General features: G+C 67.1%; 12 protein-coding genes. 10 read left to right on the top strand and 2 right to left on the bottom strand.

Annotated features, from left to right (window positions below):
* Positions 1-10 precede the first annotated feature (10 nt).
* Positions 11-1,108, bottom strand: coding sequence for a CaiB/BaiF CoA transferase family protein (locus ACWIEX_RS23330; protein WP_454035308.1), 1,098 nt, complete (start codon positions 1,106-1,108; stop codon positions 11-13).
* A gap of 165 nt (positions 1,109-1,273) precedes the next feature.
* Between ACWIEX_RS23330 and ACWIEX_RS23325 the strand changes: the two genes are divergently transcribed.
* Positions 1,274-2,428, top strand: a complete 1,155-nt coding sequence (locus ACWIEX_RS23325; protein ID WP_454035307.1) for a CaiB/BaiF CoA transferase family protein — start codon at positions 1,274-1,276, stop codon at positions 2,426-2,428.
* Between the two features lie 27 nt (positions 2,429-2,455).
* On the top strand, positions 2,456-3,610 hold the full coding sequence (locus tag ACWIEX_RS23320; protein ID WP_454035306.1) for an acyl-CoA dehydrogenase family protein: 1,155 nt from the start codon (positions 2,456-2,458) through the stop codon (positions 3,608-3,610).
* A gap of 49 nt (positions 3,611-3,659) precedes the next feature.
* Here the strand turns inward: ACWIEX_RS23320 and ACWIEX_RS23315 are convergent, their stop codons facing one another.
* On the bottom strand, positions 3,660-4,574 hold the full coding sequence (locus tag ACWIEX_RS23315) for an SDR family NAD(P)-dependent oxidoreductase (protein WP_454035305.1): 915 nt from the start codon (positions 4,572-4,574) through the stop codon (positions 3,660-3,662).
* A gap of 194 nt (positions 4,575-4,768) precedes the next feature.
* Between ACWIEX_RS23315 and ACWIEX_RS23310 the strand changes: the two genes are divergently transcribed.
* From ACWIEX_RS23310 to ACWIEX_RS23275, 8 genes are all read left to right on the top strand, one after another.
* A complete protein-coding gene (locus ACWIEX_RS23310) occupies positions 4,769-5,638 on the top strand; it encodes a MaoC family dehydratase (protein WP_454035304.1) in 870 nt (289 codons plus the stop codon).
* Between the two features lie 66 nt (positions 5,639-5,704).
* Positions 5,705-6,925, top strand: coding sequence for an ABC transporter substrate-binding protein (locus ACWIEX_RS23305; RefSeq protein WP_454035303.1), 1,221 nt, complete (start codon positions 5,705-5,707; stop codon positions 6,923-6,925).
* Between the two features lie 7 nt (positions 6,926-6,932).
* Entirely contained in the window at positions 6,933-8,534 is a 1,602-nt protein-coding gene (locus ACWIEX_RS23300) for an AMP-binding protein (protein WP_454035302.1), read from the top strand.
* Positions 8,535-8,644: 110 nt separating this feature from the next.
* Complete coding sequence (locus tag ACWIEX_RS23295) at positions 8,645-9,835, top strand: CaiB/BaiF CoA transferase family protein (RefSeq protein ID WP_454035301.1); 1,191 nt, start codon at positions 8,645-8,647, stop codon at positions 9,833-9,835.
* Between the two features lie 26 nt (positions 9,836-9,861).
* Positions 9,862-11,025 (top strand): acyl-CoA dehydrogenase family protein, encoded by a 1,164-nt coding sequence (locus ACWIEX_RS23290; RefSeq protein ID WP_454035300.1) that lies wholly within the window; start codon positions 9,862-9,864, stop codon positions 11,023-11,025.
* Between the two features lie 26 nt (positions 11,026-11,051).
* A complete protein-coding gene (locus ACWIEX_RS23285) occupies positions 11,052-12,458 on the top strand; it encodes an MmgE/PrpD family protein (protein ID WP_454035299.1) in 1,407 nt (468 codons plus the stop codon).
* Positions 12,455-13,264, top strand: coding sequence for an enoyl-CoA hydratase/isomerase family protein (locus tag ACWIEX_RS23280; protein WP_454035298.1), 810 nt, complete (start codon positions 12,455-12,457; stop codon positions 13,262-13,264). The genes ACWIEX_RS23285 and ACWIEX_RS23280 overlap by 4 nt, the downstream gene beginning before the upstream one ends.
* Positions 13,265-13,268: 4 nt before the next feature.
* Positions 13,269-14,198 (top strand): hydroxymethylglutaryl-CoA lyase, encoded by a 930-nt coding sequence (locus ACWIEX_RS23275; RefSeq protein ID WP_454035297.1) that lies wholly within the window; start codon positions 13,269-13,271, stop codon positions 14,196-14,198.
* Positions 14,199-14,252 lie beyond the last annotated feature (54 nt).

Below are 14,252 nucleotides of genomic sequence, written 5' to 3'. Positions count from 1 at the left end.
GGAGGCCGGATCAGGCATGCCTCTCCCATCGCGACAGAACGGTCGAGATGCCGTCCAGGGCGACGGGCGATCGAGGGGCCGCTGGGCTGGTCCGGCTGAAGCGCGGCGCCGGTGCCGGCTGCGTGATGCCGTCGACTGCGACGAAGGCGCCGCGGGCCTGCATGTGAGGGTGGTGCGGGGCTTCGGCGAGCGACAGCACCGGCGCGAAGCAGGCGTCGGTGCCTTCGAGCAGCGCGCACCATTCGGCCTGGGTCTTTTCGGCGAAGCGCGCCGCCAGGATCGCGCGCCCTTCGGGCCAGCGCGCCTTGTCATGCTGGGGCGGCAGCGTCTGGGGCGCGATCTCCAGCGCATCGATCAGGAGCGCGTAGAATTTCGGTTCGAGCGCGGCGACGCTGACCCATTTGCCGTCGCTGCATTCGTAGCAATCGTAGAAGAAGGCGCCGGAATCGAGAATGTTGGCACCGCGATCGAGCTCCCACCGCCCGGCAGCGTAAAGGCCGTGGAACACGGCCATCATCGAACTCGCGCCCTCCGTCATGGCCGCATCGACGACCTGCCCTTTGCCGGAACGCTGCGCCTCGAGAAGCGCACAGGCCAGACCGAATGCCAGATAGAGCGCGCCGCCACCGAAATCGCCGACCAGATTGAGCGCAGGCGTCGGCGGATGGCCCTGCCGGCCGGTCGCGTGGAGGGCACCCGTGATCGCGATGTAGTTGAGGTCGTGGCCCGCGGCATGGGCGAGCGGCCCATCTTGGCCCCAGCCCGTCATCCGACCGTAGACGAGGCGGGGATTGGCGGCCAGGCAAGCCTCAGGCCCGAGGCCGAGGCGTTCCATGACGCCGGGGCGCGAGCCCTCGATCAGGGCATCGGCGCGGGCGACGAGCGCCCGGGCGGCCGCGAGGCCGGCTTCGGTCTTGAGATCCAGCGTCAGGCATTGCCGATTGCGGCGGAGCACGTCATGGGCCGGTGATTTCGGTACGCCGAGCTCGCCGCCCTGCCGCTCGATGCGGACGACATCCGCGCCGAGATCGGCGAGCAGCATGGCGCACATGGGCCCGGGCCCGATCCCGGCGAATTCTACGACTTTAATCCCGGACAGCGGTCCCAATCGCGCCTCCCGTCACCTGTCGACGCACGGGGCGTGGCATCGCTGCGTCGGCGACCTGTCTATTAATACGAACAAATATTGTCCATCCTAAAAATCTGTGTTTTGAAGGGCGAAGCGCGCGGCCTCGATGTCGCCGCCGACGCATAAGACCGGAGGAAATGCGCGATGACCGCAAAGGGGCCCCTTTCGGGCATAACCGTCGTTGACCTGACCCGCGTCCTGGCCGGGCCATACTGCACGATGATGCTCGCCGACATGGGGGCTCGGGTGATCAAGGTCGAGCCGCCAGGGCTCGGGGACGATTCACGCCAGTTCGGGCCGTTCATCCAGGGCCGACCCTGCTATTTCGGCTCGGTCAACCGCGGCAAGGAATCGATCGCGCTCGACCTCAAATCCGAGGCGGACCGGGCGGTGTTCGAGAAGCTGCTGGAGCGCGCCGATGTCCTCACCGAGAATTTCCGGCCCGGCGTGCTCGAAAGGCTGGGTTATAGCTGGGAGCATCTTCACGAGCGCTATCCACGCCTGATCTATGCGTCCACGTCCGGGTTCGGTCATGCCGGCCCGGCGCGCGACCGCCCGTCATACGACATGGTCATCCAGGGCATGTCCGGGATGATGAGCGTGACCGGCCCGAGCGAGGGCGAGCCCTGCCGCGTCGGCATCTCGATCGCGGATGTCGGCTCGGGCATCTTCACCGCCGCCGCCGTCAACGCCGCGCTGCTGCATCGCGAGCGCACCGGCGAGGCCTCGCGCATCGATATCGCGATGTATGACTGCCTGCTGGCGATGCTGGAAAGCACGATCTCGCGCTACACCATGGCCGGCGAGGTCGGCGGGCGCATGGGCTCCCGCCATCCGGCGATCATGCCGTTCGAGGCCTTCGCGACTGCGGATGGGCACATCGTGCTGGCCTGCGGCAACGACAAGATGTTCGGGCTGCTCGCCCGGGCGCTCGGCCTGCCGGAGCTGGTCGAGGATGAGCGCTTCCGCCGCAACGAATTGCGCGTCGCGAATCGGGAGCTCCTCCATGAGCTGATCGAGGAGCGCCTGCGGGGAGACGGCACGGCGAACTGGCTTGCGCATTTCGACGCTGCCGGTGTTCCCGCCGGGCCGATCAACTCCATCGACAAGGCGCTGAGCCATCCCCAGGTGGCGGCACGCAACATGCTGATCTCGGTCACCGACCCGGTTCTCGGTCCGGTCCGGATCGCCGGGACGCCGCTCAAGTTCTCGACTTTCGAGGATCCGCCGACGCGCCGCGTCGCGCCGGACCTCGATCAGGATCGCAGGGCCATCCTGGCGGAGCTGGGCCTCGCCTGACGCCATCTGAACAACAGGGAGAGATGCATGTCGAAACGATCGATCTTTCAGGAAGAACACGAACAGTTCCGGCGCACCGTGCGCCGCTTCGTCGAGGCGGAAATCCTGCCCCACCGGGTCGCATGGGAAAAGGCGGGGACGGTGCCGCCGGAGGTGTGGCGCAAGGCGGGCGAGGCGGGACTGCTCTGTTGCGACCAGCCCATCGAGCACGGTGGCGGTGGTGGAGATTTCCTCCACAACGTCATCGTCAACGAGGAGATGACGGCTGCGGGCGGGTCCGGCCCGGCTTTCAGCGGCCATTCCGATATCGTCGTACCCTATCTCAGTGTCTACGGGACGCCCGAGCAGAAGGAGCGCTGGCTGCCTGCGATGGCGCGCGGCGAGGTGATCACTGCGATCGGCATGACGGAGCCGTCGGCGGGAAGCGACCTGCAGGCGATGCGGACGAGCGCGGTCCGCGATGGCGACGATTACGTGATCAACGGCCAGAAGGTCTTCATCAGCAACGGCCATCAGGCGCATCTGCTGCTGCTGGCCTGCAAGACCGATCCGACCGCACGCGGCAAGGGCATCAGCATGGTCCTGGTCGAGACCGACCGGCCCGGCTTCACGCGCGGCCGGATGCTCGAAAAGATCGGCCGCAAGGCGCAGGACACCTCGGAATTGTTCTTCGCGGATCTGCGGGTCCCCGTTTCCAATCTGCTCGGCCAGGAGGGCGCCGGGTTCGGGATGATGATGAACCTGCTCGCGCAGGAGCGGCTGAGCTCGGCCGTGCGCGCGATGGCCGCGACCGAGCGCGCGCTGCAATCGACCGTGGACTATGTCAGTGAGCGCGAGGCGTTCGGCCGCAAGATCGCCGATTTCCAGAACACCCAGTTCCTGCTGGCGGACCTGTGGTCGGAAACGATGGTGCACCGGGTCTTCGTCGACGACTGCATCGCGCGGCATCTGCGGGGCGAATTGTCGGCAGTCGATGCGGCCGCCGCCAAATTGAGGGCCAGCGAACTGGAGGGGCGGGTGATCGACCAGTGCCTGCAGCTCTTCGGCGGCTGGGGCTATATGTGGGAATACCCGATCGCGCGGGCCTATGCGGATGCCCGCGTCGACCGGATCTCGGCGGGGAGCAACCATATCCTGAAGCTGATCATCGGCCGCGACCTGCTGCGGCCCGCCCGGACGTGAACGCCGCTGCCGGCCGCAGGCATCGCCTGCGGCCGGCATATGGCCCGTCTCAGATCGGGTCCCAGGAGAAGACGTCCGCCGAGCGCTCGAGCGGATAGAAGGACGATTTGAAGGCCGGCAGCATGTGCTCGGCGATCGTCTGCGGCGTCCAGCCGTCGCTCCGCTGCGCCGCCCTGATCGGCCGGGGCTGGCTGAACAGGAACAGCTCGTTCTTGCGCGAGCCGAAGATCTGCCCGTTGACGTCCTTGGCGAGGTCGCTGGCGAGGAACACGGTGAGCGGCGCGATCTTGGCCGCGGTCATGGCCTTGATGCGCTCGACGCGCAGCTTCTCGGCCTCCGTTTCGGTCGGGATCGTTCCAACCAGCCGGCTCCAGGCGAAGGGCGAGACGCAGTTGGAGCGCACGTTGAAGCGCTGCATGTCCAGGGCGATCGCCTTTGAGAGACCGATGACGCCGAGCTTGGCGGCCATGTAGTTCGCCTGGCCGAGATTGCCGATGAGGCCCGATGTCGAGGTGAAATGCACGAAGGCGCCGCTCTGCTGTTCCTTGAAGAAGGGGCAGGCCGCCTTGGAGACGTTGAAATAGCCGTTGAGATGCACGTTGATCACCGACGACCAGTCGTCATGCGACATGCGGTGGAAGATGCGGTCGCGCAGGATGCCGGCATTGTTGATCACGGCATCGATCCTGCCGAAACTGTCGACGGCCTGCTGAACCATGCGTTCCGCTGCTGCCGGATCGGTGATGCTGTCCCCGTTCGCGACGGCGCGCCCGCCGGCCGCCTTGATCTCTGCGACGACGTCGTCTGCGGGGCCGGCGCTGCGTCCCCCGCCTTCCGCGTCGCCGCCGAGATCGTTGACCACGACCGCAGCGCCCTCCGCCGCCGCCAGAAGGGCGATCTCACGGCCGATCCCGCGACCGGCGCCTGTGACCAGGACCACCTTACCCTGCAAAGAATCACTCATCTTCCATCCCCGTCGCTGTCCTCTCGCGCCTGTCGCGCGGACGCACGAAGGCGCTAGCCTTCTCCCACCCGGCCGGCGCGTGCGCAAGAAAAAATTCGACTTTAATAAGAAGGATCGTTGTCATTTCCGTCGAATGAATATTGAATGGCAAGGCAGGGGCTCGCTCCCCGCTCACGATAATCCGGATGACGCCGATGCCGATCGACTACGATGCCATCAAATCCTGGCGGATCGAGCCGAAGGACCACAGCTTCACCGCGCGCGACACCATGCTCTACGCGCTCGGCCTGGGGCTGGGCGGCGACGAGAGTCGGACCGAGGATCTGAACTTCGTCTACGAGCGCGGTCTGCAGGCCTTGCCCAGCTTCGCAGGCGTTCTCGGTTACCCCGGCTTCTGGTTGCAGGACCCTGCGACCGGGATCGACTGGAAGCGCATCCTGAACGGCGAGCAGGGGCTGATCCTGCACCGGCCGCTTCCTCCGGAGGGACATGTCATCGGGCGCACGCGGGTCGAGGAGGTCGTCGACAAGGGCGCCGACAAGGGGGCTGTCATCTATACCGTGCGCGACGTGGTCGACGCCGGGACGGGCGACCTCATCGCGACGGTCACGAACTCCATCTTCGCGCGGGGAGATGGCGGCTTCGGCGGCCCTGCCACGTCCGGCATCCGGGTTCTTCCGCCGCCGCCGGAGACGCAGCCCGACCACATCGTCGACCATCCGACTGTCCCGCAGGCGGCGCTGATCTATCGGCTGTCGGGTGACTACAACCCGCTTCACGCCGACCCCGCAGTGGCTCGCGCTGCTGGCTTCCCGCGCCCGATCCTGCATGGAGCTGCAACCTGGGGCATCGCAGCCTATGCCTTGCTGCGCACCCTGTGCGGGGGGGCTCCGGCGCGGTTCCAGCGTTTCGACTGCCGCTTCTCCGCCCCGGTCTATCCCGGCGAGACGATCAGGACCGAGATCTGGTCCGTGAAGCCGGGTTCGGCCGCTTTCCGCTGCCGCGCGGTCGAGCGGGACATCGTGATCCTCAACAACGGGATATTCGAATTCGCCGCCGAATGAGCGGCTAGGACGTTTCCAACGACAAGGCGGGGAGGGCGAACCTCTCCGAACAGGGGAGTGATGAACATGCGTTGGACGCTTGCTCTGATCGTCGGGCTGCTGATGGCCGCGAACCCATGCGAACGCGCCGCAGCCCGGGCCACGATTTCCGATGACGTCGTCCGGATCGGGCTTCTCCTCGACATGTCCGGGCCGTATTCGGACTATTCCGGCGAAGGCGCGGCGACAGCGGCGCGGATGGCGGTCTCTGATTTCGGCGGCACCGTCCTGGGCAAGCCGATCGAGGTGCTGGCAGCGGATCATCTGAACAAACCCGACATCGCGTCGAGCCGCGCGCGCGAATGGTTCGACAACGGGAAGGTCGATGCGATCCTCGAGACCGTCGCAACCGGTCCGGCGCTGGCGGTGCTGGAGATCGCCAAGCAGAAGAACAAGATCGTCGCCTTCAGCGGGCCGGGCGCGGTGCGGCTCACCAACGAGAGCTGCTCGCCGATCTCGATTCACTACGCGCTGGACAGCTACGCCCTGACCCGTGCGACCGTGAAGGCGCTGACGGAACGCGGCCTCGATAGCTGGCATATCCTCGCCCTCGACAGCGTCTTCGGCGCGGATCTGATCCAGGATGCCGGGGCGGCTCTCGCGGATACCGGCGGAAAGCTTGTCGGTACGACGCGCCATCCGCTGGCGACGACCGATTTCTCGTCCTTCCTGGTCGCTGCGCAAAGTTCGGGCGCAAAGGTCATCGCCCTCGCCAATGCCGGCAACGACACGGCCAATGCGCTGAAGACGGCACGCGAGTTCGGCATCGGTGTCGGCGGCAAGCAACGGATGGCGTCGCTCTACACGCTGATCAACGACATCAACGCGATCGGTGTCGAGGGCGCGCAGGGGCTGATCTTCACCGAGGCATTCTACTGGAACCGCAACGAGCAGACCCGCGCCTGGTCGCGCCGATTCTACGAGGCGATGAAGCGGATGCCGAATGCCGAGCAGGCGGCGGTGTATTCGACCGTGCTGCACTATCTCGGCGCGGTCAAACAGGCGGGCACCGACGAGACGGACGCCGTGATGAAGCAGATGCGCGCGCTGCCGATCAACGACATCTTCGCCACCAACGGCAAAATCCGCGAGGACGGTCGGATGGTCCACGACATGTATCTGGTCGAGGTCAAGAAGCCGTCCGAGGTGAAGGAGCCGTGGGACCTCTACAACGTCCTGGCCACGATTCCCGGTGACGAAGCCTTCCAGCCGCTGTCCCGCTCGCGCTGCCCGTTGGTGAAGAAGTAACCTCGCGATGGCGGCGGAGCGGAAGGGCATACGCCCGGTGACGCTGGGGGGCTGGATTGACAGCCTGGCTTTGCAGCACGGCGAGGCGCCGGCGCTGTTCGACGAGGACCGTCCGGTCTCCTTCGCGCAGCTCGCGCGGCGCAGCCGGCACCTCGCCGCCGGCCTCGCCCGGCTCGGCATCGGGCAGGGAGATCGTGTCGCGGTCTGGTTGCCGAACTGCTCGGCCTGGATCGTGACCCTGCTCGCCTGTGGTCGCCTGGGGGCGATCGTGGTCTCGCTCAACACCCGCTTCCGCGCCGTGGAGATCGGCGACATCCTCGGTCGCTCGGGCGCGTGCGCTCTCGTCATGTCTCCCGATTTCGCGCCGATTGCCTATCGCGAAATCCTGGCGAGCGTCCCGCCCGCAGAATTGGCCGCGGTGACGACGATCGTGACCTTGACGGAAGAGGCGACGCCCGTTCTGGAGGGCCGCCGCCAGGCTACCTATGCCTCACTACTGGAATGGGGCGAATGGGACGGGCCGGCGATGTCGCCTGCGACAGGGTGCCTGATCCTCACCACGTCAGGCACGACGAAGAAGCCGAAATTCGTGCTGCATTCCCAGCAGGGCCTGGTCACGCACGCCTTCGACGTTGCCGCCGCATCGGGATTCTATGGCGAGGCGGGCAGCGCCGGCATGTCGATCATGCCGCTATGCGGCGCGTTCGGCCTCACCCAGACGATCGGTGCGCTGGCCGGCGGCGCTCCCACGGTTCTGATGCGCAGCTTCGATCCGGAGGTCGCCGCAGCCGCGATCCGCCAGCACGGCGTCACCAACATGGCTGGCGTCGACGATGTCTTCTATCGCCTGCTCCAGACGAGCGGCGATGCAGCGCCCTTTCCGGAGTTGCGCTTCGTCGTTTTCGGCTCGTTCAACAATTCGCCCGACGACTTCGTCCGTACCGCAGACCAGCGTGGGCTGCTGGCGGTCGGGGCCTATGGCATGTCTGAATTCCAGGGGCTGTTCTCCCTCCAGCCCAGGCAGGCGGGGCCGGAGCGCCGTGCCCGCGGCGGCGGTCATCCGGTCTCTGCCGCGGCGATCGTCCGCGTCCGCGATCCGGACACCGGCCGCCTTCTCGCAGTCGACGAGAGCGGCGAGCTCGAGGTGTCGGCTCCGAGCATGATGCTCGGCTATTTCGGCGACCCGGAGGCGACCGTGGCCGCCTTCACCGATGATGGCTTCCTGCGGACGGGCGATGCCGGCTGCCTGCGTGCCGATGGCAGCTTCGAGTTCCATGCACGCATGAACGACGCCTTGCGCCTGGGAGGGTTCCTCGTCAGCCCGGCGGAGATCGCCGAGATGGTTGCGTCCCATCCGATGGTGAGCGAGTGCCAGGTCGTCGGAGCCCATGGCCCGGACGGATACCGGGCGGTCGCCTTCGTCATTGCGGCGGAGGGAGGCTTCACCGAAGCCGTGGTGCGGGAGCACTGCCGCGGACAGCTCGCCAAGTTCAAGCAACCCGCGCGCATTCTGGCCGTCGACACGTTTCCGACGACGGATGGACCGAACGGGCCGAAGGTCCAGCGCAATGTGCTGCGAGCGATGGCGGAGGCCGCCCTGAAGGGGTGATACGGCGCCGGGTTTATTCATCCGAATTTTATATCGAAATCTGGGTGCGGGCGGTTGCCTCCCTTGCAGGGGCGCTATATCAATCGAATGAATAAAAATGGAAAGCGGGAATGCTTGGAGCGATTCTGTCGGGGCTGAAGGTCGTCGACCTCACGCAAAATGTGGCCGGGCCGTTCTGCACCCAGGTGCTCGGCGACATGGGCGCGACGGTGATCAAGGTCGAGCGCCCCGGGCGCGGCGACGACACGCGTGACTGGCCGCCGCAGCATGGGGATCAGTCGGCGACATTCCTCGCCCTCAACCGGAACAAGAGCAGCATCTGCCTGGATCTCGACCACCCCGAGGGGTTGGCGGTGCTCAAGCGCCTCGCCGCCGATGCCGACGTCATCATCCACTCGATGAAGCCCGGCAGCGCCGAAAGCCGCGGGTTGGGCCATGCCGATCTCGCCGCGAGCAATCCGCGCCTGATCTACTGTGCCATCAGCGCCTTCGGGCAGGCCGGCCCGCTGGCGGCCCTGCCAGGCTACGATCCGCTGATGCAGGCCTTCACGGGCATCATGAGCACGACCGGCAACGAGGGCGACGCGCCGGTGCGCGTGGCCGTCTCGCTGATCGATCTCGGCACCGGGATGTGGGCCGCGCTGGGTGTTCTGGCCGGCGTCATCGAGCGCGGCCGGAGCGGGCGCGGGATGCTCGTGGAGGCGAGCCTGCTCGATACCGGCATCGGCTGGATGAGCGTATTCGTCGCGACCTATCTCGCGACCGGAACGCTGCCGCAAAAGCTCGGCTCCGGCATGGCGATGGCCGCTCCCTATCAGCTCTTCCCGGCGCGAGACGGCCATGTGTTCATCGCGGCCGGAAACGATGGGCTGTTCGAGCGCGTCTGCGGTGGGCTGGATTGCCGCGAGCTCGTGGCGGATATGCGTTTCGCCACCAACACAGCGCGTGTGGCTAACCGCGAAGCGCTCGTGGCGGCGATCAGCGCGGTCACGCAGCAATTGCCGGCGGCCGATATCGTCTCGCGGCTGCGCGCGGCGGGGGCTCCCTGCAGCGAGCTCAACTCGGTCGCGCAGATGCTCGCGCATCCGCAGGTCGAGGCGGCCGGGATCATCGCCGATCTGCCGGCGGCCGAGCGCGAGAACCATCGCGTCGTCGCCTTGCCCCTGAAGCTTTCGGGGAGCCGCTCGACCCGGCTCGAACCGCCGCCTGTGCTTGGCGCCGACACGGCGTCCCTGCTCTCGGGCCTTGGCTACGCATCCGACGAAATCGAACGCCTGCGCCTCGCCGGGGCGGTCGGGTAAAGCAGCCTTTTCCAGGACAGAGCACCATGGATTTCGACTACACGGAAACCCAGCAACAGATCCGAGCGGCGGTCCGCAAGCTCTGCGCCGAGTTCGGCGTCGACTACTGGCGCAAATGCGACGAGGCCGGCGAATACCCCGAAGACTTCGTCCAGGCGATGACCAAGGCAGGCTGGCTCTCGGCCCTGATCCCGGAGGAGTATGGCGGCTCCGGGCTCGGCCTGATGGAAGGCTGCATCATCCTCGAGGAAATCAATCGCTCGGGGGGCAACGGCGCCGCCTGCCACGCGCAGATGTACACGATGGCCTCGGTGCTGAACCATGGCAGCGAGGAGCAGAAGCGCCGCTATCTCCCGCGCATCGCCGACGGCTCCCTGCGGCTGCAGGCCTTCGGCGTCACCGAGCCGGATGCCGGTTCCAACACGCTCAGGATCAAGACCTTCGCGAAGCGCCGTCCGGGCGGCGGCTATGTGATCAACGGCCAGAAGATCTGGACCTCGCGCTACATGCAGTCGCACATGTATCTGCTGATCGTCCGGACCACGCCGTTCGAGGAGGTGAGCCGCAAGACGGACGGCCTCTCGCTCTTCCTCATCGACATCGAGAAGGCGGGCAAGGCCCTGCACGCCCGGCCGATCCGGACCATGCTGAACCACCACACCAACGAGGTCTTCATCGACAATCTCGAGGTGGGGGAGGAGGATCGGATCGGCGAGGAAGGCCGCGGCTTCCACTATCTCGTGGACTCGCTGAACTCCGAACGCCTCCTGGTCGCGAGCGAGTCGATCGGGGACGGCCGCTGGTTCACCGCCGAGGCCTCGCGATACGCCAGCGACCGGCAGGTCTTCGATCGGCCGATCGGCCAGAACCAGGGCATCCAGTTCCCGATCTCGCGGGCGCATATGAATATCGAGGCGGCCGAGCTGATGCGCAACCGGGCCGCGGCCCTGTTCGACCGCAAGCTGCCCTGCGCGAACGAGACGAGCATGGCCAAGTTCCTCGCCAGCGAAGCCGCCTGGGAGGCCGCCGAGGCGTGCATGACGACGTTCGGCGGCTACGGCGTCGCGAGCGAATATCACGTCGAGCGCAAATGGAAGGAGGCGCGGCTGTTCCGCACGGCGCCGCTCTCCAACAATCTGATCCTTGCCCAGGTCGCCCAGCACGCGCTCGGCATGCCCCGTTCCTACTGAGCCGAAACGAGGACAGGATGACAGCCTTGCAGCCTCTGAAAAGCCTTTCGCCGTTTCCGGGCCCCACGGAACGCCTCGCGGCGTTCATCGTCGACGCCCGGGTGCCGGATGAGGTCCTGAGCCAGGCCACGCGCGTGGTCGTCGATACGCTCGCCGTGACCGTGGCGGGTGGCGCCGAGGAGCCGGTGCGACGGCTGGCCGCTTCTCTTGAATCCTGGCCGGGGGCCGTGCCCAGCTTCTGGGGACCGGAAGCCTTCCGCAGCGACGATGCCGCGCTTCTGACCGGCATGGCGAGCCATGTGCTCGATTATGACGACGTCTCGATGCTGAGCGTCTGCCATCCGACGGCACCCGTACTGTCGGCCTTGCTGCCCCTTCTCGACAAGCGCAAGGTCACGGGGGCGGAACTGCTCGGCGCGGTGGCGATCGGCACCGAGGTGCTGATCCGTCTCGGGCAGAGCATGGGCTTTCGGCATTACGCGCTCGGCTTCCACGCCACGGGCACGCTGGGAGCGGTCGGCGCCGCCGCCGCGGTCGCGCGACTCCTGCGCCTCGATGCCGACACGACCCGGCGGGCGCTCGCGATTGCCGCCAGCATGGCCTGCGGCCTACGAAAGAATTTCGGCTCGATGGTGAAGTCGCTGCATGTCGGACTGGCGGCATCGAACGGGCTCAAGGCCGCAAGGCTCGCGCAGGGCGGCATCGATGCGGCTTCCGAGGTCTTCGAGGCCGACGGCTATCTCAAGGCCTTCTCCGGCGGCGAGACCGATCGCTGGCCGCCGGATGTCGTGCTCGGCGCGCCGTTCGCGCTGAGCGAGCCCGGCTTCGAGCAGAAGCGCTATCCGTGCTGCTACATGCTGCACCGGATGATCGAGGGTACGCTCGGTCTGCGCCGCGACACAGGCATCGATCTCGCCGCGGTGAAGCATGTTCGCGTCGACATGCCGGCAGGCGGCACCAAGCCGCTGATCCACCCGTTCCCCCGCACCGGGCTGAATGCCCTCTTCAGCGGCCCCTATGCGGTTGCCGCCAGCCTGGCCGACGGCAGGATCGATCTGGCGAGCTTCACCGACGAGGCTGTCCTTCGATCGGACCTTCAGGCACGGCTTGCCGATATCCAACTGGTCGAGGCGTCGGGCGAATCGAGCCGGGGGAGCGAGGTCGGCAGCGCGCCCGTCACGGTGACTGTGACCTTGAAGGATGGCGGTTCCGTTGCGAGGACGGTGACGCGCGCGCCGGGTTCGCCGGAGGACCCGATGACGGAGCAGCAGCTCGCCGCCAAATGGACGGATTGCTTGCGGCGCGTGCAGCCGGGGCTCGGCGCCGATACGACGCTCGGCCTGTTCGGGGATGGTCTGACGATCGCTACGTCGCCGGATGTCGGCGCCTGGATCACGCGGTTGCGCCTGGCGCTCGGCAGGAGCGCGGCATGAACGCCTCCGCCGCGCCTCCAGCCTTCGAGACGCTCGTGGTCTCGGCGCCGGCCGAGCATATCGCCCTGGTGACGCTCGCGCGTCCGCAGGGCATGAATGCGCTGAATACGCAGATGGGGCGCGATCTGGTGACCTTCTTCGAGGCGGTCGCGCTCGATGCGGCGGGGCTGCGCTGCATCGTGCTGACCGGCGAGGGGGAGCGCGCCTTCTGTGCCGGCGGTGACCTGAAGGAACGGCGCGGCATGAGCGATGAGGCGTGGCAACGCCAGCATGTCGTGTTCGAGCGGATGGTGCGCGCCCTGCTGGACTGCCCCATCCCCGTGATCGGCGCGGTCAACGGGGCGGCCTATGGCGGCGGCTGCGAGATCGCCGCCTGCTGCGACTTTCTCTACGCCGCCGAACACGCCCGTTTCGCCCAGAGCGAAGTGACACTCGGCATCATGCCCGGCGGCGGAGGAACCCAGACGATTGCCCGCGCCGTCGGCGAGCGACGGGCGAAGGAACTCATCCTGACAGGGCAGCCCTTCTCGGCGCGCGAAGCGGCGCAATGGGGCCTGGTCAATGCGGTGCTGCCTCAGGACGAGCTTCTTGCGGCGGCGCTCGCGACCGCGACCACCATCGCCAATAACGCGCCGATTTCCGTGCGGCAGGCGAAGCAGTCGATCCACCGCGGCCTGCAGATGGCCCTGCGCGACGGCCTCACCTTCGAGATCGAAGCCTATGCCCGGATGGTCCCGACGCAGGACCGCCACGAGGGCGTGACGGCGTTCAACGAAAAGCGACCGCCGCGCTTCATCGGGAAATAGGTGGATGATGGCGGAGCGGGTTCTGTTGAGGGAGGTCGGGCTGCGCGACGGGCTGCAGCTCGTCTCGACCGTTCTCGACACGGAGAAGAAGCTCGACTGGTGTGGCAGTGCAGCCGCGGCCGGCCTTGCCGAGATCGAGGCGACATCCTTCGTGCCGGCGCATGTCATTCCGCAATTCGCGGATGCCGATGCTGTCGCTGCGGGGATTGCCGGGATTCGAGGCGCGCAGGTCTCCACCCTCGTCGTGAACCTGAAGGGAGCACGGCGCGCCTTCGCCGCCGGGCTGACCAAGGTCAACTATGTGGTCTCTGCCAGCGAGGCCCATAGCCTCGCCAATGCGCGCCGCTCGACCGATGCGGCGCTGGACGAGTTCGATCTGATCGTCGCCGAGCGCGCGGCTCAAGGATTGTCCGATCGGGTCACATTGGGCTGTGGCGTGGCGACCAGCTTTGGCTGCACGCTGCAAGGCGAGGTGCCTGAGGAGCGCGTGCTCGCGATCGTCGGGCGGCTGGCGCGCGCTGGAGCGGACGAGATCATGCTGGCGGATACCGTCGGCTATGGCGATCCAGCGCGCGTCCACCGCCTGTTCGAGGGAGCCACCGGCATTGTCGGGCCGCTGCCGCTCGCCGCGCATTTCCATGACACGCGCGGCCTCGGGCTGGCCAATGTCGGGGCTGCGCTTTCGGCCGGGGTCCGCCGTTTCGATGCCTCGCTCGGGGGGCTGGGCGGCTGCCCCTTCGCCCCCGGCGCGACCGGCAACATCAACACGGAAGACTGCGCCTTCATGCTCGAGGCGATGGGCTTCGCCACCGGCATCGACCTGACTGCATTGCTGCGCTTGCGGGAGCGCGTCGAAACCTGGCTTCCGGAAGAGCGCTTCACCGGCGCTCTCGCCCGCGCCGGCCTGCCAAAGGGCTTTTCTTCCGCAGCCTGACGGGGCGGAGCGCAATCAGGCGCTCCGCGTGGCGATGGCACCCCCGCACCGAAG

This window comes from Allobosea sp. NPDC055353 (assembly GCF_053644975.1).
This window is presented reverse-complemented; position numbering and strand designations above follow the sequence as displayed.

Bases quoted from the DNA above. Each gene is read 5' to 3' on its own strand.
- ACWIEX_RS23325 (WP_454035307.1), top strand. From the start codon at position 1,274: ATGACCGCAAAGGGGCCCCTTTCGGGCATAACCGTCGTTGACCTGACC.
- ACWIEX_RS23320 (WP_454035306.1), top strand. From the start codon at position 2,456: ATGTCGAAACGATCGATCTTTCAGGAAGAACACGAACAGTTCCGGCGC.
- ACWIEX_RS23315 (WP_454035305.1), bottom strand. From the start codon at position 4,574: ATGAGTGATTCTTTGCAGGGTAAGGTGGTCCTGGTCACAGGCGCCGGT.
- ACWIEX_RS23310 (WP_454035304.1), top strand. From the start codon at position 4,769: ATGCCGATCGACTACGATGCCATCAAATCCTGGCGGATCGAGCCGAAG.
- ACWIEX_RS23305 (WP_454035303.1), top strand. From the start codon at position 5,705: ATGCGTTGGACGCTTGCTCTGATCGTCGGGCTGCTGATGGCCGCGAAC.
- ACWIEX_RS23300 (WP_454035302.1), top strand. From the start codon at position 6,933: ATGGCGGCGGAGCGGAAGGGCATACGCCCGGTGACGCTGGGGGGCTGG.
- ACWIEX_RS23295 (WP_454035301.1), top strand. From the start codon at position 8,645: ATGCTTGGAGCGATTCTGTCGGGGCTGAAGGTCGTCGACCTCACGCAA.
- ACWIEX_RS23290 (WP_454035300.1), top strand. From the start codon at position 9,862: ATGGATTTCGACTACACGGAAACCCAGCAACAGATCCGAGCGGCGGTC.
- ACWIEX_RS23280 (WP_454035298.1), top strand. From the start codon at position 12,455: ATGAACGCCTCCGCCGCGCCTCCAGCCTTCGAGACGCTCGTGGTCTCG.
- ACWIEX_RS23275 (WP_454035297.1), top strand. From the start codon at position 13,269: ATGATGGCGGAGCGGGTTCTGTTGAGGGAGGTCGGGCTGCGCGACGGG.